The organism is Arthrobacter sp. NtRootA1 (assembly GCF_019976975.1).
GTDB lineage: Bacteria > Actinomycetota > Actinomycetes > Actinomycetales > Micrococcaceae > Arthrobacter > Arthrobacter aromaticivorans.
In genome coordinates this window covers 2,316,896-2,336,821 of record NZ_AP024630.1, presented here as the reverse complement: position 1 = coordinate 2,336,821, position 19,926 = coordinate 2,316,896, and the positions used below count along the sequence as shown (strand labels likewise).

General features: G+C 62.7%; 15 protein-coding genes. 8 read left to right on the top strand and 7 right to left on the bottom strand.

Annotation, left to right across the window (positions count from 1 at the left end):
• Window positions 1–5: 5 nt before the first annotated feature.
• The 6 genes from LDN90_RS10485 to LDN90_RS10460 all read right to left on the bottom strand — a co-directional run bounded on the left by LDN90_RS10485 (window position 6) and on the right by LDN90_RS10460 (window position 9,170).
• Window positions 6–1,766, bottom strand: a complete 1,761-nt coding sequence (locus LDN90_RS10485; RefSeq protein WP_223948998.1) for a hydantoinase B/oxoprolinase family protein — start codon at window positions 1,764–1,766, stop codon at window positions 6–8.
• 2 nt (window positions 1,767–1,768) lie between these two features.
• On the bottom strand, window positions 1,769–3,859 hold the full coding sequence (locus LDN90_RS10480; RefSeq protein ID WP_223948997.1) for a hydantoinase/oxoprolinase family protein: 2,091 nt from the start codon (window positions 3,857–3,859) through the stop codon (window positions 1,769–1,771).
• A gap of 33 nt (window positions 3,860–3,892) precedes the next feature.
• The gene (locus LDN90_RS10475) at window positions 3,893–4,792 is read right to left on the bottom strand and encodes a fumarylacetoacetate hydrolase family protein (RefSeq protein WP_223948996.1); all 900 of its coding nucleotides are present in this window, start codon (window positions 4,790–4,792) and stop codon (window positions 3,893–3,895) included.
• A gap of 2 nt (window positions 4,793–4,794) precedes the next feature.
• The gene (locus tag LDN90_RS10470; RefSeq protein ID WP_223948995.1) at window positions 4,795–6,090 is read right to left on the bottom strand and encodes an aminotransferase class III-fold pyridoxal phosphate-dependent enzyme; all 1,296 of its coding nucleotides are present in this window, start codon (window positions 6,088–6,090) and stop codon (window positions 4,795–4,797) included.
• Between the two features lie 54 nt (window positions 6,091–6,144).
• Window positions 6,145–7,092 carry a C-terminal binding protein gene (locus LDN90_RS10465; RefSeq protein WP_223948994.1) on the bottom strand — a complete coding sequence of 316 codons (948 nt, stop codon included), beginning with the start codon at window positions 7,090–7,092 and terminating at the stop codon, window positions 6,145–6,147.
• A gap of 281 nt (window positions 7,093–7,373) precedes the next feature.
• On the bottom strand, window positions 7,374–9,170 hold the full coding sequence (locus tag LDN90_RS10460; RefSeq protein WP_223948993.1) for a helix-turn-helix domain-containing protein: 1,797 nt from the start codon (window positions 9,168–9,170) through the stop codon (window positions 7,374–7,376).
• A 383-nt stretch (window positions 9,171–9,553) separates the two neighbouring features.
• Between LDN90_RS10460 and LDN90_RS10455 the strand changes: the two genes are divergently transcribed.
• Both LDN90_RS10455 and LDN90_RS10450 read left to right on the top strand, forming a co-directional pair.
• A complete protein-coding gene (locus LDN90_RS10455) occupies window positions 9,554–10,216 on the top strand; it encodes a TetR/AcrR family transcriptional regulator (protein ID WP_223948992.1) in 663 nt (220 codons plus the stop codon).
• Window positions 10,217–10,420: 204 nt separating this feature from the next.
• Complete coding sequence (locus LDN90_RS10450) at window positions 10,421–10,621, top strand: hypothetical protein (protein WP_223948991.1); 201 nt, start codon at window positions 10,421–10,423, stop codon at window positions 10,619–10,621.
• Here LDN90_RS10450 and LDN90_RS10445 read toward each other — a convergent pair.
• Window positions 10,618–11,931, bottom strand: coding sequence for an MFS transporter (locus LDN90_RS10445; protein WP_223948990.1), 1,314 nt, complete (start codon window positions 11,929–11,931; stop codon window positions 10,618–10,620). The genes LDN90_RS10450 and LDN90_RS10445 overlap by 4 nt on opposite strands.
• 315 nt (window positions 11,932–12,246) lie before the next feature.
• Between LDN90_RS10445 and LDN90_RS10440 the strand changes: the two genes are divergently transcribed.
• From LDN90_RS10440 to LDN90_RS10415, 6 genes are read left to right on the top strand one after another with little or no spacing between them, the layout of a single operon-like run.
• Entirely contained in the window at window positions 12,247–13,014 is a 768-nt protein-coding gene (locus LDN90_RS10440; RefSeq protein WP_223948989.1) for an IclR family transcriptional regulator, read from the top strand.
• A gap of 35 nt (window positions 13,015–13,049) precedes the next feature.
• The gene (locus tag LDN90_RS10435) at window positions 13,050–15,083 is read left to right on the top strand and encodes a hydantoinase/oxoprolinase family protein (RefSeq protein WP_223948988.1); all 2,034 of its coding nucleotides are present in this window, start codon (window positions 13,050–13,052) and stop codon (window positions 15,081–15,083) included.
• Window positions 15,080–16,726, top strand: coding sequence for a hydantoinase B/oxoprolinase family protein (locus LDN90_RS10430; protein WP_223948987.1), 1,647 nt, complete (start codon window positions 15,080–15,082; stop codon window positions 16,724–16,726). Before LDN90_RS10435 ends, LDN90_RS10430 begins: the two co-directional genes overlap by 4 nt.
• A gap of 60 nt (window positions 16,727–16,786) precedes the next feature.
• Entirely contained in the window at window positions 16,787–18,127 is a 1,341-nt protein-coding gene (locus LDN90_RS10425; protein WP_223948986.1) for an MFS transporter, read from the top strand.
• A gap of 49 nt (window positions 18,128–18,176) precedes the next feature.
• On the top strand, window positions 18,177–19,505 hold the full coding sequence (locus LDN90_RS10420) for an aminotransferase class III-fold pyridoxal phosphate-dependent enzyme (RefSeq protein WP_223948985.1): 1,329 nt from the start codon (window positions 18,177–18,179) through the stop codon (window positions 19,503–19,505).
• On the top strand, window positions 19,502–19,900 hold the full coding sequence (locus LDN90_RS10415) for a RidA family protein (protein WP_223948984.1): 399 nt from the start codon (window positions 19,502–19,504) through the stop codon (window positions 19,898–19,900). The genes LDN90_RS10420 and LDN90_RS10415 overlap by 4 nt, the downstream gene beginning before the upstream one ends.
• The last annotated feature ends 26 nt before the right edge of the window (window positions 19,901–19,926 follow it).

Sequence of the window (19,926 nt, the reverse complement as noted above, 5' to 3'; positions counted from 1 at the left end):
TGGTGCTAGCCGGCCAGGCGTTCTTCGCGGATCCTGGCCGTAGCTGCCTCGTCCACAGCGCCTTCGGTGATGACCACGCCGTAATCGGCTACTGCTGCCTCGAGAGTGACGCGGGACTCGCGGTAGTCGTCGAGGACTGCCAGGACGTCGCGCTCCAGCGGGTCGCCGTAGCCACCACCGCCGGGGGTGATGGAGACGACCTTCTCTCCCGATTGCAGGTCGTAGCGGCCCACCACCGGGATCTCGCGTCGTTCGCCGGTCTTGAGGTCTTCCACCCAGGCGGAAGGTTCTGCCCCGTCGTGTCCGCCACGGACACCCTTGGGCGGGTTGATCTTGCCTTCGATGCCGTAGGTGAGAGTCACGCTCTCCCCGCGGGGCTCCATGGTGACGCGTGTTGCGAGTCCGCCGCGCTGGCGGCCGGCTCCGCCGGTGTCGGCTACCAGGGTGCGTTCGTGGACCAGGATCGGGTAGCGCTGCTCGTCCACTTCCACGCTGTCGTGGTACAACAGGGCGCCGCACACAGGACGCTGGTAGGTAGGCCATCCGTCAACGAACGGGGTAGCCGGACCGCCGACGCCGCCGACCAGGATTTGGTTCACGTAGGCGTTGCCGTTGCGTTCGTCCGTTCCGGAAATGACCGACTTGGCTGGCGCCTGGCCGGCCGCGCCCTCGGCGGTGCCGTATCCGTCGTCGATCTGGGAGAACGCGGCCTGGACGATGTTCACCACGCGGTCGGCGAGGTTGGTGGTTCCCGAGGAGCAGGAGTAGGGGTGCTTGGGAACGCCGACGGCACAACCATCACGCAACAGCACCTCCACCCGGCGGAAGGTTCCGGCGTTGCTGGGCAGGTTCTCCGGGATGCCGGAAAGGATGCCGGCCAAGGCGGCGCCGGTGGCCGTTGCCTTGGTGAGGTTCAAGCCGTTGGGAAGGTTGTCCGGATTGTCGCGCAGGTCGATCACAATCTTGCCCTGCTTGGGCTTGACCTCGAGGGTCGCCTGCAGCTGCACGCCGTCCGGTCCGGTGCCGGGGAAGGGGTCGTGGGCAGAGGTGCCATGGAGGACGAACTCGGGCAGCTTCTCGATTGCGCTGGCGGTCAGCCGCTCGGAGTAGTCGAACCAGGCGTCCACGAAGTCCACCAGGTCATCCACTCCGAACTTTTCTGCGAGCTCGTGGATGCGGCGCTCGGCGATGCGGGACGCACCGACGGATGCGAGGTAGTCGCCGTACCACTGGTCGGGAACACGGATGCGGGACCGGCACATGCGGATGATGTCGTCGATGTCCGTGTAGTCGCGCTGGATCCGGACGCAGGGGAAGATCAGCGCGCCTTCCTCGTACACGTCCCGCGCTGTGGCGAAGAAGGTGGTGGGAAGCGAGTTGCCGCAGTCGGCTTGGTGGGCCTTGGTCACGGCAGTGAAGAGGTGGCGTCCCTGGATGAAGATGGGCACCAGGATCACGTGGTCTGCGGCGTGCGAGTTACCCATGTAGGGATCGTTGTGCAGGAACGCGTCGCCTTCGCGGATGTCCTTATGTAGTTCCACCATGTCCTCGCCCAGGGGTCCAGCACCGAAGACGTGTACCGGGACACCTTCGGCCGCGGCGAGCAACTGGTTGTCCGCAGTAAGTACGGCACAGGAGAAGTCGCGGGCGGTGTTGATGACGGATGAGCGGGCGGAGCGGAGCAGGCCGCTGGTCATCTCGCGGACAATGCCGTCGAATGCGTTGGCAAGGACCGAGAGCTTTACGGGATCGAATTCGCGGGTCACGGTTACGCCTCCTTACGGGTGAGGTAGATGTTGGATCGTTCATCGAGCGTGGCGTCCCACTCCGGCGGCACGACGATGGTGGTGGTTGGCTGGTCGATGACGGCTGGGCCGACGATCTTGTCGCGCGGGGCGAGCGTCACGCCGCGGTAGCGCTGGGTGCTGAACGGTTCGCCGCCAAAAACAATGCTGTCAGTGCGGTGGATCTCCGCGGTGCGGCTGAGTTCGCTCTCGGACTTGAGATGTTCCGGCCGCGGAATTTCCACGCGGACACCCCAGGTGATGATCTCCACGCGGCTGTCCGGATCGTGGGTGCCGTTGCGGCGATCGTGCTCTTCGTGGAAGGCGCGCTCAATGATGCCGGCCGCGTCACCGGACGTGTCTGGGGCGGCGTCGAGGTAGACCCGGAGGTCCCAGGCCTGGCCGGGGTATCGGGCATCCACGAAGTACGTGACGTTGGGCGCCTCGCCCACGCCGTCGAAGCGCTTGATGAAGACTTCAGCCTTGGCTGTCAGGTCCTCCACTGCGCGGGAGGCCGAACCGGCGTCGAAACTGCGGGTGTCGTTGTGCAGTGGCGAGAGGAACTCGGTGGCGATCGGGGCGCGGTGGGCTCCGTAGGCGGCCAGGACGCCGGCGGTCGCCGGGATGAGGATGGTGTCTGCTTCCAGAAGCTTGCCGATCGCCGCGGCAACCATGGCACCGGCGCCGCCACCGGCAACAATGAGGGCACCGCGCGGGTCCACGCCCTGCTCCAACGAAGCCTGGCGGATGGCAGTGGCCATGTGGTTGGCGGAGACATCCAGGATTGCCTGGGCAGCCTGCAGGGTATCCATCTTCAACGGCCCGGCGATGCGGGTGTCGATGGCCTTGATGGCGGCTTCGCGGTTCAGGGTGAACCCGCCTTCGAAGCCCTCTGTGTCGAGGTAGCCAAGGGCGACGCAGGCGTCGGTGACGGTGGGTTCTTCGCCGCCGCGGCCGTACGCTGCCGGGCCGGGAGTGCTGCGCGCACTCTGCGGACCCACTCGAAGCAGCCCACCGCCGTCGATCCATGCGATGCTGCCGCCACCGGCGCCGATGCTGGACACCGCAACGGAGGACAGACCGGTGAGGTGCCCCACGAAAGGCTCGCCCAGCCAGGCTTCACGGGTGTGGCGGACCACGCCTTCCTCCACCAGGGAGACGTCGAAGGTGGTGCCGCCCATGTCGCAGACAACCACGGTGTCGCGGTCCGGAGCAGCCGCAGCGCCCACCAGCGGCGCCATGGACGGGCCGGAGTTCAGCAGTAGGACGGGACGGTCCAGGACGTCGGCGACGTCGAGCACGGCACCTTCGGAGGTGACCACCAGCAGGTCCCCGGCGAAGCCGTATTCCTGGAGGTCGGAGCGGAGCTTGCCCAGGTGGTCGGCCATTAGCGGCTTCAGGGAAGCGTCGATCGAGGCTGCCGAGGAGCGGCGGTATTCGCGGATGGTGGGGTTGGCTTCGTTGGAGAGCGTGTACGGGACGCCGGGGAGAATCTCCTGGATCAGCTCGGCAACGCGCTTCTCGTGGGCGTCGTTGATGATGGACCACAGGAAGGAAACCGCAACGGCCTCGATGCCCTGTTCCTTGAAGGAACCGAGGACCTCGCGCACGTGCTTCTCGTCCAACGGCACCAGGACGTCGCCTTCGGCAGAGATGCGTTCAGTGATTTCGAAGGTCAGCTGGCGGGGAACATACGGCGGCGGGTAGGCGGCCTTGGAATCGAACGCGTCGCGGCGGCCGCCTTCGCGCAGCAGCAGGGTGTCGGCAAAACCGTCCGTGGTCAGCAGCGCAGTTTTGGCGACCTTGCCGGTGAGCACTGCATTGGTGGCGTGGGTGGTGCCGTAGACAATGACGTCTGCGTTGCGCAGAACATCGTCGCCGCTCCAGCCAACGGACTCGGCTGCGCGGCGTACGGACGCTTCGAAGCCGGTGAACACGCGATCGTAGGTGGTCAACGCCTTGCCGACCGCCATGTCACCGCTGTTGGACCCGACTACGACGTCGGTGAAGGTTCCGCCGGTGTCGACGGCGATGCGGTACCTGGCCTCACTTGCTTGTGTTTGTACATCACTCATGGTCTTCATTACTTTCGTTGAGCTTGCAGGGGGTTAGAGCTGGGGCTTGCCCACGGTGTTGCGGAGCAGCCCCACCTTCTCGATCTCGATTTCCACCGTGTCTCCCGGTTCCAGCCAGACAGGCGGATTCCGCTTGGCACCAATGCCCTGCGGGGTCCCTGTGGCAATGACGTCGCCAGGTTCCAGGGTGAGGAAGCTTGAGAGGTAGGAGACGATCCGTGCGATCGGGAAGATCTGGTAGCTCGTGTTGGAGCGCTGCACTTCGATGCCGTTCACGCGGGTTGCGAGGTCCAGGTTTTGGGGATCGCCCACTTCGTCCAAGGTGACCAAGGCCGGGCCCCACGGGGTTGACCCGTCCACGGCCTTGCCTGCCAGCCACTGTGTCCCGCGGTACTGCAGGTCACGGGCGGTGACATCGTTCAGCGGGGCAAGCGCTGCAACATAGTTCAGGGCTTCTTCTTCGCTGACCTCGCTGGCCTTGCGCCCGATGATTACGGCGAGTTCACCTTCGAAGTCGAGGTTGTCGCTGACCTTCGCACCGCCGATCTCGTCTTCGGGTCCAACCATGGTGGAGGCGAACTTGGCGAAAACGTCCGGGTACTCCGGGAACGCGCGGCCGGTCTCGGCAACGTGGTCCTTGTAGTTCAGTCCGATGCACAGCACCTTGGAAGGATTGGGCACAGGTGTGGTCAAGCCAATATCGGCCGGGGCACCCACATGGGCTTCGGGGTCCTGACCGGCCAATGCGCCGAGCTCGGCCGAAATGGCTTCAAGCCTGTCGCCGTAGAATTCCAGGAATTCCCGGACGGACGAGGTGGCTCCGTGCACGGCCTGGCGGGAACCCTGCAGCAGCAGCTCCAGGTCATAGATGGTGTCGTCGATCAGGACACCGCCGCGAACGCCGGACTCGTGTTCGTAGGAAACGATCTTCATGGTTACTTTGCGCCTTCCGTGGTGGAAGCCTCCGAGGCGACGGCCAGGACTGCGTCGGCCAGGCGGTCGGTAATGTCAGCGACCACCTTTTCGTCCATGGGCGTGGACAGGGACAGCAGGTTGGCCGGGGAGCCGAGCAGGCCGCGCTCGTAGGAGGCCCACCACAGCTTGTGCTGGGTGTGCTCGTCCACCTTCTCCGCACCGGCCGGAACCGCGCGGAGGAGCGAGCCGCGGCCACGGATCTCCCAACCGGCTTCGGCAACCCTGGCGTTGACCGTGTCGCGGGCGGTGTCGCCCAACTGGTTCAGGCGCTTGACCTCATCTTCGGTGTAGAGGCGCAGGGCGACGGAACCGGCTGCCATGCTGACGGGGTTGCCGGAGAACGTGCCACCGTGCGGCAGGCTGCCGGGGCGCGTCGGGTCCACCTCGGCCATCAGCTCGGCCTTGCCGCAGACTGCTCCGACGGGAAATCCGCCGCCGATGAGCTTGCCCGTGGTCAGCAGATCCGGGGTAACCCCGTATTCGCCGCTGAAGCCGCTGTAGCCAAGGCGGAGGCTGATGACCTCATCGATGATCAGGACAATGCCGTAACGGGTGGCCAGCTCCCGGGCAGTCCGGACGAACTCCCCGTTGATGGTGAGGAGGCCGGCACGGTTGGGCAGCAGATCCAGGATGATGGCTGCGTACGCATCCGGAGCGGCCTCAACCGCCTGGCGAAGGAATTCGACGTCGTTCAGCGGAACCGCTGTGACGTCGTCGATCACGCCGCGGGTGACGCCGCGCTGGTAGGACGGTCCACCGGGAACCAGGGCAACCTCGGACGTTCCGTGGTATCCACCCTTGGTGACGATAACGCGCTCACGGCCGGTGCTGGCACGGGCGATGCGGATCGCGGACATGACGGCTTCGGTGCCGGAGTTCGCGAAACGGACCTGGTCCAGTTCGGGAAGGCGGCCGAGGAGGAGTTCGGCGAGTTCCCATTCGTAGAGGTTCGGGATGCCCCAGCTTGCACCCATGGTGAGGGCCTTGGTTGCAGCTTCGGTGATTTCCGGGTGGGCGTTGCCGTGGATCAGGGAGGTGAAGTTGTTGTTCGCGTCGATCAGTTCACGGCCGCGGTCATCCCACACCCGATAGCCCTCGCCCTTGATGGCGTACGGGCTCGGAGCGCCGGTGTAGTAGGTTGACCGGCCGTAGCCGCCAGGCAGCAGCGGGAAGCCGCGCGGACCGCGGCGCAGGTGCGGATCCTCTGCAGGGTTCTGCAATGCAGCAAGGTCTTCCAAATGATTGGTGGTAGCCAAGTCGGGTTTCTCCAGTCTTTTCAGTTCACAAGTCGTTTCAGTTCACGAGTCGTTTCAGTTCACGAGGTCGATGAGCGGCTGCCCGGTTAGCGCGAGGCGTACGCGCTCCACGGCACCGTCCTGCAGGGCACCTGTCGACCGGTTGGAACGCCAAGCGATGTGCGGCGTGAGGATGGCGTTTGGTGCCGTCCGCAGCGGGTGATCAGCACCGAGCGGCTCCTGGGCGAAGGTATCGATGCCGGCGCCTGCAATGTGTCCGGAGGCCAGTGCCTCGGCGAGCGCGGCTTCATCGATGAGGCCGCCGCGGGACACGTTGACGATCACCGTGCCTTTGCGCATTTTCGCGAGCACTTCGGTGGAGATGAGGTTCGCCGTTTCGTCGTTCAGCGGCAGGTGGAGGGAAACGACGTCGGAATTCTCCAGGATGTCCTGCAGCCCGGTCATCTCCACGAAACTCTCCGTGACAAAGGGATCATAGGCGCGGACGCGGGCTCCTACAGCCGAATACATGCGGGCCACATGCTGCCCGATGCGGCCCATGCCCAGGACGCCGACCTCAAGCTCGGAGAGGACAGGGGTGTCGTAGCCGATGGTTCCGGCCCAGCCAAGGTTGTCGATGGCGGCGTTTCCGGCAGGCAGGCGGCGGGCCAGCGCCAGGCCCATCGCGAAGGCATGGGAGGCGACTTCCTCCGACGCCGTGCCGGGAACGATCGAGACCGGGATGCCCGCTTCGGTGGCTGCGGCGACGTCGATGTTGTCGTAGCCGATTCCGTACCGGATCACTGCCCGGCACTTGGTCATCAACTGGAAATCGGCGGCAGTGAGCTTGGCATAGGGCGTGATCATCACGATGTCGGCTTCGGGAAGCCCGTCACGGAAGGCATCGGTGTCTGCCGCGGCGTTGAGTGTGTAACCGAACTCCTCCGCGAGCGCGTGCTCGCGGTCCAGGTCCGGGAAATGGTGAGGGGCCACAAGAATGGTTCCCTGGGCATCGCGGGTCATAGTCAGTCGTCCTGTTCGTGTTCGTATCCTCGGTCGCCGCCGGACAGTCCTTGAGACGGGTGCCGGCGTCGGGTGATTTCCAGTACAACGCGATATCGGGGCGGCCATCCGTGCCATATCGAGACACCACGGTGGGACACCGTGTCCCACCGCATGGGGAGAGCCGGGCCTTCCGCCGCCCGGGCAGCACAACTCACCAATCGCCGTCGGGCTTTTCGCCGCCGGGGCAGCACGGAGCAGCCGGCCCCCTTAGGAGGTCGGCTGCGGCTCCCTGCCTGGAATCAGAGATCGAAGCCGCGGCTGCGGAAGTAGTCCATGCGCCGGTACAGCGTGGAGCGCCCGATCTGCAGCGTTTCAGCGGCCAGGCTGCGGTTGCCCTTCGCCTCCTGAAGGGCCGTGCGCAACTCGCTGAGTTCTGCATCCTCGAGGCGGGATAGCCTGCCCTTCGTCAGGACACGGTGGAATCCCTGGGGCAGGTCGTCAACTGTCACCTCGGCACCCTCCGCACGTTCGACGGCGTTGGAAACCACGGCCCGCAGCTGGTCGATGTTCCGTGGCCAGTCTGCATGGGTGAGGGTGGTGATGAGCCTGCGGGACAAGCGCCGCTCCCCCAGCTCTCCTGCGATGGCGTTGGCCAGGTGGGGGATGTCTTCGCGCCTGTTGCGCAGGGGCGCCACGGAGACCTCAAGGACATCGAAGGCCTCCGAAAGCAGGAGCGTGGCATCCGTGGGGCGGGTGACGGTGAAGATCAGCTTGGTGGTGGCGTTGTTGCGGAGGTTGCGGGCAATCTCACTGGCTTCGTTCTGGGATAGTTCATCGGCGTGTTCAACGATCAACGTGGCTGGGAGCTCGGTGGCCACCCGGTGTACGACATCCCTGAAGTTGGCATTCCTGAGGTCTCCGTTGCGGGCATCCACAACCATCTGCCCACCACGCAGGGATGCGATGGCACCGGCAAGCCGTAGTTTCCCGCTGCCGAGTTCACCGATCATCACCACGGACCTGTCCTGGTCCACGGCTTTCCGCGCCAGGTTGAGTGTGCGTTTGAACTCTGTGCTGGTGCCATCCACGTACTTCAGCAACCGTTCAGCGGTCCCTTGCGGTGCCAATTCCAGGGTTATTGCCGCGCTTGCGGAAGCGTTCGCCCGCTCCATGGCGGGTGCATGCGGCCGGACCACCACAATTGCTCCGACGTTCGCCGAAGAAAGCGTTACCGGTGATATTTCCAGCGTGGAACGCCCCGGCCCCTGCAGCATGACTTCGCAGTTCATGTCGCGGCCGGAAGCCATGACCGCTTTGGCGTAGCCGAAGACGATCGAGAAATCGCTGTCCACCAGCGTCGCCGTCGCCGAAGCGTTCTGGAGCGAGTTTTTACCGTCGACGGCGATGACAGCCCGGTTGCCCCTGCGGCGCGAGATTCTGAGGTATTCGCTCAGAAGTGCCCGCTCCTTGGATGAGGTCCGGACCTCGATGTCCCTCTCAATGCGGGAAGCAACTCCCTCCAACATGAGCAGGGTGGATGACGGTTCCAGCGTGCTGACCCGGTTTGCCGGGAGAGTCAGCCCGATGACAGCCCGTACACGGTTATGGAATGGGTCGCGGACCAAGGAGGCAAAGCACCAGTTGCCGCGCATGTCCTCCCGGAAGTGTTCCTCCGGAGCCAGCCAGACACCACGCCCCTCTTCCAGTGCCAGGCCTTCGCCATTGCTGCCACAGCTCTCCTCCAGCAGGGAGTACCCGGCAGGGAACCCGTCATCCCGCAAAAAGTTGGCCTTGACCAGGACACCGTTGGGGGCGGTGATGTTGACGTAGCCCCCCAGGTCGGCGGCCACCTCGTCCAGTTTCTGCAGGTGCGGGCCAGCTGCTGCGATCGTGTACTCGTCTACCCGCCCTTCGTCGTAGAACCCACGGTCGGCGAAGGCGTCAACGCCCGCGGCCCGGCTCCTGTACCACGAGCGGGCCACCATGGGACGGATACCGCTGAGGTCGGCATGCGGTTGCATAAGGAAGATCTCACGGACCCTGTTGGTTTCGCGTGGGGTCTCATGCGGCAACGGTGACAGTACTTCTGCAGACATGTTGAGGTTCTCTCTTGGTATGCGGTTCAGGAAGCCAACGCCGGGCCAGGTCCCCCCGGCCTGGTCTTTCGCGGCCGCCACCTCGGCAGCTTGGGACGGAACACCCGCTCTGCGGTCCAGTTCTCATTTTGTGATGCGTTCTCCTCCAGCGCGCGTGCGCCGATGTACGCGGCAACCATTCCCGAAAGACCACTTCCGAGGATGACGTTGTTGTTTCGAGGGGCCCCCAGGCTCGTGTTTTCGGTGACCATTGTGTGCTCTTCCGCTCAAACCATTCGGATTGGTGGGTGCTTGTGCTCCGCGCCACTTCCAGACTACCTAACTAACAGACGTTAGGGAAGCGTCCGAGTCGAGTTACCTAACGACTGTTAGGATGATGGATTATGAGCGCGACGTCCTACGAAACAGCGAAGGCGCAGTTCCAGACCAAGCTGGAGGAGTGGAACTGGGCCGGCCAGAGAGCCTCCCGCCAGAACATCCTCGAGGCCTTCCTGGAACTCGCCATCGCCAATGGATTCAACTCCGTTTCCATGCGGACCATCGCCAACGCCGTCAACGTCAAGCCGCCTAGCCTCTACTCCCATTTCCCGGACGGCAGGGACGAAATCGTTGCCGAATCGCTTCGCTGGCATTTCCACCGCTTCGGCGTCGCCCTTCTTGAGGCGGTAGCGCCAGCCACAAATGCGGAAGAGTTCTGGGACGCCATGGTCAGGCTTCACTTCACGCGGCAGGTGCGGCTCCCGGAAAGCAACCTCTGGGACTTGCTTGTAGCCACCGACAGGATGGCGGAAGTGCTGCCAAAGGACCTCCGCGCGCAAGTGGACGAATGGGTGGCGCTCCACGAGCAGATGTATGAGGCGGCGGCCCGTGACATGGGGTATGCCGATCCCGCGGAACACGTGAAGGTGGTTGTCACCCTCCTCGAGGGTGCCACGCGCTGGGCCTCCCGCGACTGCACCGACGCCGAGCTTGAAGAATTGGCGGACCGTGCCGTTACCCTGTCCCGGGCGATTTTGGGCGTCGACTTCGGGTCAGGAACACAATAGGCGACGGCGGTCAGTCACCCCCGAGCACGGGCCGGCGCCTCGCCGATCCGGCCTGCCCCTCTTCCAACGTGGCCCAGAGTGGCACAGTGCGGCAGGAGTCCCTCCCCTTACTCTTCCTACTACAAAGTACTGAAAGTAGACCGGATCCGCCGCGGCCAGTGAGCAACGCTGACTGCTGCCTTGGCGAACTGCTTGGGAGAACTGATGAACAGCTACTATCCACTTGCCCTCTTGCTTGCGCGCCAGGAGCAAGCCACCTTGAGCCATGCGCACAGCGCCGCCCCCATGGCACCTACGCTTCCTGACGGGAAGCAGGAATTACGACGGCGATGGCTGGCGTTGCGGGGACGGGTTGCTACCCGCCTTCATCGCATCGCGTGGGCCATTGAGCCCTTGGGGTATTAGCTCCCGCTGCGGGTTTTATTCCTCCAGATAATGAGTATTACAGCCGCCGTAATCACTGCGGCGCCGAGCATTGCAAGCGCCACGCTGTCGCTGCCGGTGGCGTCCCTGAGAAAACCGTAACTATAAGGGCTTACAAAGCCGGCGATGTTACCCACGGAGTTAATTAATGCGATTCCGCTCGCGGCTGCTGCGCCGGTCAGATAATGGGTGGGCAGCGACCAAAACATTGCTGTTGCCGGGAGGACGCACATCGTTGCCACTGTGATTGCGATAAGAGCAATGATCGGCTGGCCCAGGGCCGCTGTGATTACTGCGAAGGCACCCGAAGCAAAGATCAGCGGAACGCTGATGTGTGCAACTTCGGCGTCGCGCCGTGCGAAGCGCATCGCCATCAGAAACAGAACTATTGCAGCGCATGCATAAGGAATGGCTGTTACCAGGCTGACTTGAACTGCCGATAATTCCGGTCCGATCTTCTTGACCAGTTGCGGCAGCCAAAAAGCCAAGGGGTAGTTTCCGAACTGGATCAGAAAGAAGACGACCGCCAGAAGGATGACCCTTTTATCACGCAAGCCTGCCCAAATGCCGTGGTTTGAACGGCCCGCCGCACGCTCCTCGCCCTCCCGCACCAGGGTCTCGATCAGCCACTGGCGTTCAGGTTCGTCGAGCCAACGCGCCTTCTGTGGAGAATCCGTCAACAGAAAGAAGCTGAGGACGCCGAGGATGACCGCCAGGAGGCCGCCGACGAAGAAGATCCATCGCCAGCCCGAAAAACCAAGCAGGCCATCAAAATGCTGAAGGATCTGACCGTTCAGGAGGCTTCCGGTCGCCAGGGCGATGGAAACAGAGAGCATGAAGACGGACAGCATACGGGCCCGAACGGCATTGGGAAACCAGTATGTGAGGTAGAGGATTATGCCGGGGAAGAATCCGGCTTCAGCGACACCGAGGAGGAACCGCAGGATGTAGACGCCGGCTGCGCCCGTCGTCAACCCGATAAGCACGGTGATGATCCCCCAACTGATCATGATCCTCGTGATCCAGATCCGGGCTCCCACTCGATGCAGCAAGACATTACTGGGAATTTCAAAAATCACATAGCCCAGGAAGAAAATGCCGACGGCAAATCCGAATGCGGTGGCATTCATGCCAAACTCCTGGCTGAGCCCTTGGCTGGCGAACGAAATGCTTGTCCGGTCGAGATATCCCACGATGTACCCCAACATCAGTATGGGCATCAGTCGCCGGAATACTTTGCGCTTTGTTCGAACAGCGACGTCGGACAGGACATTGTCTATTTTGATGACCAAGAATTTCTCCTATGGCGCTCATTGTTTGGCTTTATCGACGTGGAGCGTGGTCCGCTGTACCCGAAATGCGCAAGTCATGAAGGTCGCCAGTGTTCGGAATATACGAATATCTGACTGGTTGATCAGAAGCAGATTGAATCCTGTACCCACACCCCGCGAACGTCAAGAGGATGGGATTATTTGTCTCAGATTGGCACAGATGGTGGATCTTGCGGAATTTCCGCGAATTCAGACGGCCCAAAATCGACTCTTGACGCGTGAGGCTAATCACTGCATCATTTATCCGCATTCGCAATTTACGAAGGATGTTCGCATATGTCAAACAGTTCATCAAGGACTTCCAGCACGGTTGCCACCGCACTCCGTGTGCTCCGAATTCTCAGCGAACACCCAAAAGGGATTGGCGTCAGTGAGATGTCGCGCCAACTCGGCGTGGGACGAAGTACTGCACACATGCTTCTGTCCACGCTCCTGCAACAGGACTTCGCTTTTCAGGACGAGGACAGCATGTACTTCCTTGGCCTGGGTGCCTTCGAGGTGGGCGCGGCCGTCCCGGATGTTGCCCGGTTCGGAGGCGCTCTGCTGGGACCCATGAGGTCACTGGCGGACCTGAGCGGTGAAGCAGTCTCGCTGGCGATACCGCGCAACCGGGACGCCATCATTGTTCAACGATTCGAGACGAAGCATGTCTTGAGGATGGACATTCGGGTGGGGACCAGGATGCCCTTGGTCAGTTGCGCATCCGGAAAGGTCTTGCTGGCGTCGATGTCTGAAGCAGAGATCGACAACCTCTACCCGGACGAGGAGCTGCCAGAGGTGACCAGCCTCAGTGTCCGCTCCAAGACCGTACTCAAGTGCAGGATCCTCCCGGAAGTCCGGCGACAGGGTTATGCCATCACAGAGGGCGAATATGCCGAGGGCATCGACGGTGTTGCAGCCGGGATCGCCGCCCCAAGCGGGGTTCTCGTCGGTGCACTCAGTGTTGCCGGTCCCAGCAGCCGCTTCGTCATCGACCAGTGGGTGGAGCCCGTTCTCACGGCCGCGACTGCCATGGCGCAATTGCTGTCGAGGAACAGTTCGTAGCTCATGTGAGCACAAAAACAACGTTAGGAAAACACATGGAAGTCATCGCAGGAATCGATGTTGGCGGCACATTCACAGACGTGGTGCTGCACGACACCAAAGAAAACCGTCTCCGCATAGCGAAGGTCTTCTCGACCACGGGCCAGCAAGCGGAAGGGCTCGTCGCGGGACTGGAGCAACTACCGGTACCCGTCGCCGGGATGGACGCAGTCGTCCACGGCACGACCGTGGCCACCAACGCCGTTCTTGAACGTAAGGGAGACCGCTGTGCGCTGGTGACCACAAAAGGATTCCGGGACGTCCTCGAGCTGCGCCGACGGGACCGGCCCACCACCTACGGGCTGACAACAGGCTACACACCGATTATTCCGCGGAGCCGATCAATCGAAGTCGATGAACGCATTGACTCCCAGGGCCGGATCCTGACGGCATTGACCGATGACGCCATCATTCGCGTCGCGGACAAACTGCGGGACCTGAACGTTGAGAGCGTCGCTGTCTGCCTTCTCAACAGCTACGCAAATCCGGCCCATGAACAGCTCCTCATCGAGAGGCTCGCCACCCTGCTCCCCGGTGTCAGCTTCAGCGCCTCACATGAACTGTGCCCCGAGTCAGGAGAGTTCGAGCGAGCAAACACAACGGCTGTCAACGCCTTCGTCAGCGCCACCATGGGCCGCTACCTTCACAGCGTCCAAGACCGGCTTGAAGCAAAAGGCTTCAAGCATGAGGTCCAGGTGATGCAGTCCAACGGCGGGCTCATCCCTGCCCGGCGCGCAGGACGGCTGGGTGCACGGACACTGCTGTCCGGGCCGGCCGCAGGAACGGTAGCGGCAGCTGACTTCGGCGCGGCAGCCGGCCTCGCCGACGTCATCTCCTGCGATATGGGCGGTACCAGCTTCGACGTCGCACTGATACCCGGCGGCGCCCCATCCATCACCTCCGAAAAGAACATCGACTATGGCATGCCCATCAAACTGCCAATGATCGACATCACCACCATCGCTGCCGGCGGCGGCTCGCTGGCCTCCCTCGACCGGGCAGGAATCCTCCAGGTAGGACCCGAGAGCGCCGGCTCAACACCGGGACCCGCCTGCTACGCCCGAGGTGGCACAAAACCCACAGTCACCGACGCCAATGCTGTCCTGGGTCGTATAGCCCCAGACCAGCAACTCGGAACCGAAGACGGATTCACCATCGACGTCGACGCCGCCAGGAACGCCATCCGAACTGAAATCGCGGACCCCCTGGGCCTCAGCATCGAGGCCGCAGCCTTGGCCATCATCCGGATAGCCAACGAAAAGATGGCTGTCGCGATCCGCAGCGTCAGCGTGGACAAAGGCCACGACCCCCGAAAATTTGCCCTGGTTGGCTACGGTGGCGCCGGACCAATGCACATCGCCGAACTGGCAAGAACAGTCGGAGCGACCACCGTCCTCATCCCACCCCACCCAGGCGCCCTCAGCGCCTACGGATGCCTCATCGCCGATGCCAAGTACGACTACGTCAGCGCCCTCAACATCAACGTTGAAGGCACTGAGCTAAGCCAGAAGGTCCAGGACATCCTGAGCCAGCACGCCTCCGAGGGCACAGGACTGCTCACCTCCGACGGTTTCACGTCCGAAAGCATTGCCGTGGAACACTTCGCCGACATGAGTTTCAGCAAACAGCGTTACACGCTGCGTATCCCGCTCGGGGACCGGCAGCAGGGCTGGACTTCCGACGGGCTCGCCGATGCCTTCCTGCGCGAACACGCCAAAACCTACGGCGGCAGGCACCCGGCACGAAACATCAAGCTGATCAACCTCCGAACCGTCACTACCGGACGACGATCCCTTCCGTCGCTGGCACCAACCCAGACGAAAACCACGCATCAGCAAACCAAACGGAGCATCAACTTCACCGGCGAACCACAAATGGTCGATGTCCTGTCACGGGATTCCCTGGTAGCCGGTCAATCACTGGAAGGACCTCTCGTGATCGAACAAATCGATACCACCATCATCCTGCCCCCGGGAACCCGGTCCATCGTCCATGACAGCGGCTCGATCATCGTGGAGGTGGCACGATGAGCCGCCCCGATGTTGATCCGCTCTCCTTGGCCGTGATCCGCGGACGTCTCGAACAGATCGCCGATGAGATGGACACAGTCTTCGAACGAATGGCCTTCTCCCCCGTCATTTCGGACGCATGGGACCGCGCCGACGGAATCTACTCCGCCAAGGACGGATCCATGATCGTCCAAGGCATCAGGGGTCTGCCCATCTTCGTAGGCACCATGCAGTACACGGTCGCCAGCGTCCTGAACATCGTGAAGGAACCACGACCCGGGGATACCTACCTCGTCAACGACCCCTTTGCCGGCGGAACCCACATCATGGACACCAAGCTCGTCAGGCCCTACTTCTACAACGGGAAACTGTTCGCCATGCTGGCCAACACCGGCCACTGGACAGACCTTGGCGGCCGCGTCCCCGGTGGATTCGCTGCCCAGGCCAGCGACTGCTACCAGGAGGGCCTGCGGATTCCGCCCGTTCGCCTGTTCACCCAGGACACCCTGAACACCGACATCCTGGCGATACTGCAAACCAATTCCCGGCTGCCCGACGACATCATGGGCGATGTCGAGGCCCAGGCCACTGCACTGCGGGTCGGCGATGAACGCCTCACGGAGCTGCTCGACGAATACGGACCAGAACTCGTCTCCAATGTCATTGACCTCCTCCGGGAACGCTCCGCCCTCCAAATGCGCAGCTATATCCGTGACATACCGGATGGCTCGTACAGCTTCACCGAGCGGATGGACAACGACGGCATCAACGACGCCCTCCTGGACGTAGCGGTCCGCCTCACCATCAGCGGCGACGAAATGACCATCGATTTCAGCGAGTCCTCCCCACCGTGCGAAGGACCAATGAACTCCGTCTACGCGGCCACCGTCTCCAGCGCCATCGTGGCCATAAAGCACGTCTTCCCGGACATCCCAATCAACTCGGGAATCTTCGAACCCCTGTCCTTCGTCATCCCCGAGTCCGTCTTCCTCAACGCCAAGCCACCACGCCCCGTCGCAGGCTGCGCAGCTGAAACCAGCCAACGCATCATCACAGCCGTTATGGGGGCCCTCGCTGGTGCATTGCCGGACCGCGTCCCGGCCGGGTCCTCCGCCACCTCCAACAATCTTTCCATCGGAGGCGTCGACGAGGACGGCGAGCAATTCGTCATGTACACCTTCCTTGGTGGCGGATATGGCGGACACCAATCGGGCGATGGTTTGTCCAACGGCTGCTCCCTGATGAGCATCGGCCTGATCCAGTCGGTTGAAACGCTGGAACAGCGCTACCCCATCCTCGTACGCCAATACTCCCTGAGGGACGAATCCGCCGGCGCCGGCACATTCCGGGGCGGACTCGGCGTCCACTTCGAGTTTGAATACCTCGGCAAGCACGGCCGCGCCAGCCTGCTCGGCGACCAATCCAAGACAGCCCCGGTCGGCCGCATGGGCGGCCAACCCGGTGCGACATCCGCCCCCTGGTTCCGGCTGCGGGGAGAGAAGGTCACTCTTCCCATGGTCAGCAAGGGCGAAAACGTCAGAATCACCCAGGGCGACATTATCTGCATGCTCACCCCGGGCGGGGGCGGCTACGGGGACCCGGCGCGACGCTCCAAACAGGCCATCGCCGGAGACATCGAAGCCGGTTACGCCACCTCCGACTGAACGGGTCAACCCGACAAATCCAAACAACCTCATGCACTTCGGATCCACTATGGAGGCACCATGCCTAGCACCGAGCAACACAATCTGGGGGAAACAAAAGCACTTCGACGGGCCATCACCGGAAGTCTGGTAGGCACGTCACTCGAATGGTACGACTTCTTTCTCTACGGCACTGCCGCCGCTCTGGTCTTCGGAGAGGTCTTCTTTCCGTCCTATGACCGGTTGACCGGAACCCTGCTATCCTTCATCACCTTTGCCGTGGGCTTCGCGGCACGACCTGTCGGCGCCGCAATCGCCGGACACTTCGGGGACAGAATAGGCCGCAAGAAAGTCCTCCTTGCAACGATCATGCTGATGGGAACCTCCACAATCGCCATCGGAGTGTTGCCCAGCTATGCCACCGCAGGCATCCTCGCGCCCATCCTCCTCGTCATTATCCGGCTCATTCAAGGACTCGCCCTGGGCGGAGAATGGGCCGGAGGTGCACTCATGATCGCAGAACGCGCACCAGCGGCCCGACGGGGCTTCCTGACGAGTTTCGTTCAAGTCGGGGCCTCCATCGGAAACCTTCTCAGCACAGGCATCCTGCTCCTCATGTCCGCGCAGCTCAGCCGTGAAGAGTTCGTGGCCTGGGGCTGGCGGGTACCGTTCCTGCTCTCCGCGATCGTCGTGATAGTCGGAATCTACATCCGCCTGAAAGTCACCGAAACACCGACCTTCAACGCCCTTCAGCAAGAGGGGAAAGTCAGCCGCTCGCCCGTCCTGGAACTGTTCCGGCGTCAACCGCTGGACATCCTGCGGGTCATTGGGATCCGGGCCGGCGCCGACATCATGTTCTACCTCCTGATTACGTTCCTGCTCACCTATGTGTCGCAGACCCTCGGCCTGCCCGGCAGCATCGGTCTCACCGCAGCAATGCTCGGGGCCAGCATGCAGCTGATCACCTACCCACTCTCAGCAGCGCTGAGTGACAAGTTTGGCCGCAGGCCAATCACCGTCATCGGCGCCATTGGGGCGACCATTTGGATGCTGTTCTTCTTCTTCCCACTGGTTGACACCAAATCAGTGGCCCTGATCATCGCAGCGGTCCTCGTTGGCCTCGTGTTCCACTCAGCGATGTACGGAGTCCAGGCCGTATGGATCTGCGAACTCTTCGACGCCAAACACCGCTACAGCGGCGCATCCCTTGGCTACCAGCTCGCCGGAATCGTCGGAGGCAGCCTCGCCCCAACCATCGCCATCGCACTGCTTCAAATCTTCGGGACAACCAGAGCTATCACCGTCTACGCGGCGGCTGCCTTGGCGATCGTTGCGATCACCGCGGCCTTCACCCGTGAAACACGCGGAATCAAGATGAACGAAGCCGGCGCCGACCACGAAACGGCCTCCGTACACACGTAACGACGTTGGGGGGCTCCAAACGAGCCCCCCAACCAACAAAGGAAACCACATGAGCACCAGCCACCTCGACGCGCTCGAAGTCCAATGGCTTGAAACCTACAACCAACGCAACGCACGTTCCCTCGAAGCCAACAAGACCGCCCAGCAGCTCATCGCCAAGGGCCAGCGCACCCGCTTCAACTCAGGCATGCCCTACCCCATCTATGTCGCCTCTGGAAGCGGATCCCGCTTCACGGACCTGGATGGAAACACCGTCCTGGACTGCAACGCCGGATGGAACGCAAGCTTCATCGGCAGGGCCCACCCCGCAGTAACAGCAGCCGTTCACACAGCAATGAGCAGTATCGGGGCCCCTGGCGGCGCCATGCACCCATCCCCCATCCGCGACGAGTTCGCCCAGCTGCTCTGCGCACGGATCCCCGGAGCTGAAAGGATCGTGTTCGCCCCCTCAGGCTCCGAAGCCAACACGTATGCACTGCGATTGGCGCGGGCCTTCACCGGGAATCAGATAATCATCCGGGTGGCAGGAGGATTCCACGGCCAGCACGACGCTTTGCTTGGCGAACAATCCTCGAAGACCGGGCTCTCCCCAACAGCCCACGACAACATCGTCACCGTGCCCTACAACGACCTGTCCGCAGTCCGGGATGTTCTGCAGAGTCGCCATGGTTCAGTCGCGGCCGTAATAGCTGAGCCTATGATGACCATCCCCGGAGCCATCCACCAACGGGACGGCTACATCCAAGGCCTACGGGACGAAACCCGCAAACATGGCGTCCTGCTGATTCTGGATGAAGTCATCACCGGCTGCCGCTTCGCAGTCGGCGGCGCAACCGAGTACTACGGGCTATCTGCTGCCCCGGACCTCATCGTCATGGGCAAGATGCTTGGCGGCGGCCTGCCAGTAGCCGTCGTCGCCGGCCGGGCTGACATCGTAGAACAGCCGATCAGCGCCTCCAACACCCACGCGCAAAACCCCGTAGCCCTGGCAGCAGCCGTCGCAACCATGAAGGCCACCACCCCCGCCGTCTTCGCCGATGCTGCTGCCAAGGGCGAAAAGCTACGCCAAAGACTCCGGGAAATCGCCGAACGGCTCGGTTTCTCCCTTGCCGTGACCGGGGACGGCCCCTGCGCCGGGGTGCATTTCTCCAGCGAGGAAATCGTGGACTACGCGAGTGCAGAACGCGCCGATCACAGGCTCTGGCGCCTCATGTGCCTTGGATTGGCAAACCAAGGGCTGGGCTTGACCAGCCGGACATTCGGTCCGACCGCTGCCTGGACCGACGAGGACCTCAACACCGCCATCGGCGGCTTTGAGGTGACCCTGTCAGCCATGGCCAAAGCGCACCAACTCGACCATGAGAGGGCAACGGCATGACAATCACGGACGCCATCCGAACGGAGATAGCCAGCCCATCCGTCCCCGCACCCCGCGGGCACTTCTCCCATGCCGTCACGGCAGGACAGTTCGTCTACGTCTCCGGCCTCCTCGCCTTGGATAACAGCGGAGCAATCCAGCACCCAGGCGACATCGAAGCACAGACAACCACCATCCTTGAAGCGTTGGAATCAATCCTCAAGGCAGCCGGGTCATCGCCGGCGGACCTCATCAAACTGACCGTCTTCGTCACCGACATCAAACAACGCGCAGCAGTCAGCGCGCTGAGGGCACAACGATGGCCGGACATCAGGCCAGCAAGCACACTTGTCGAAGTGAGCGGCCTGGCCGCCGACGGAGCCGTCATCGAAATCGACGCAGTAGCCCTCCTCTGACGGGATGGTGCTGGCCCCGCATGCAG

Bases quoted from the DNA above. Each gene is read 5' to 3' on its own strand.
- LDN90_RS10480 (WP_223948997.1), bottom strand. From the start codon at position 3,859: ATGAGTGATGTACAAACACAAGCAAGTGAGGCCAGGTACCGCATCGCC.
- LDN90_RS10475 (WP_223948996.1), bottom strand. From the start codon at position 4,792: ATGAAGATCGTTTCCTACGAACACGAGTCCGGCGTTCGCGGCGGTGTC.
- LDN90_RS10465 (WP_223948994.1), bottom strand. From the start codon at position 7,092: ATGACCCGCGATGCCCAGGGAACCATTCTTGTGGCCCCTCACCATTTC.
- LDN90_RS10460 (WP_223948993.1), bottom strand. From the start codon at position 9,170: ATGTCTGCAGAAGTACTGTCACCGTTGCCGCATGAGACCCCACGCGAA.
- LDN90_RS10455 (WP_223948992.1), top strand. From the start codon at position 9,554: ATGAGCGCGACGTCCTACGAAACAGCGAAGGCGCAGTTCCAGACCAAG.
- LDN90_RS10450 (WP_223948991.1), top strand. From the start codon at position 10,421: ATGAACAGCTACTATCCACTTGCCCTCTTGCTTGCGCGCCAGGAGCAA.
- LDN90_RS10440 (WP_223948989.1), top strand. From the start codon at position 12,247: ATGTCAAACAGTTCATCAAGGACTTCCAGCACGGTTGCCACCGCACTC.
- LDN90_RS10435 (WP_223948988.1), top strand. From the start codon at position 13,050: ATGGAAGTCATCGCAGGAATCGATGTTGGCGGCACATTCACAGACGTG.
- LDN90_RS10430 (WP_223948987.1), top strand. From the start codon at position 15,080: ATGAGCCGCCCCGATGTTGATCCGCTCTCCTTGGCCGTGATCCGCGGA.
- LDN90_RS10425 (WP_223948986.1), top strand. From the start codon at position 16,787: ATGCCTAGCACCGAGCAACACAATCTGGGGGAAACAAAAGCACTTCGA.
- LDN90_RS10420 (WP_223948985.1), top strand. From the start codon at position 18,177: ATGAGCACCAGCCACCTCGACGCGCTCGAAGTCCAATGGCTTGAAACC.
- LDN90_RS10415 (WP_223948984.1), top strand. From the start codon at position 19,502: ATGACAATCACGGACGCCATCCGAACGGAGATAGCCAGCCCATCCGTC.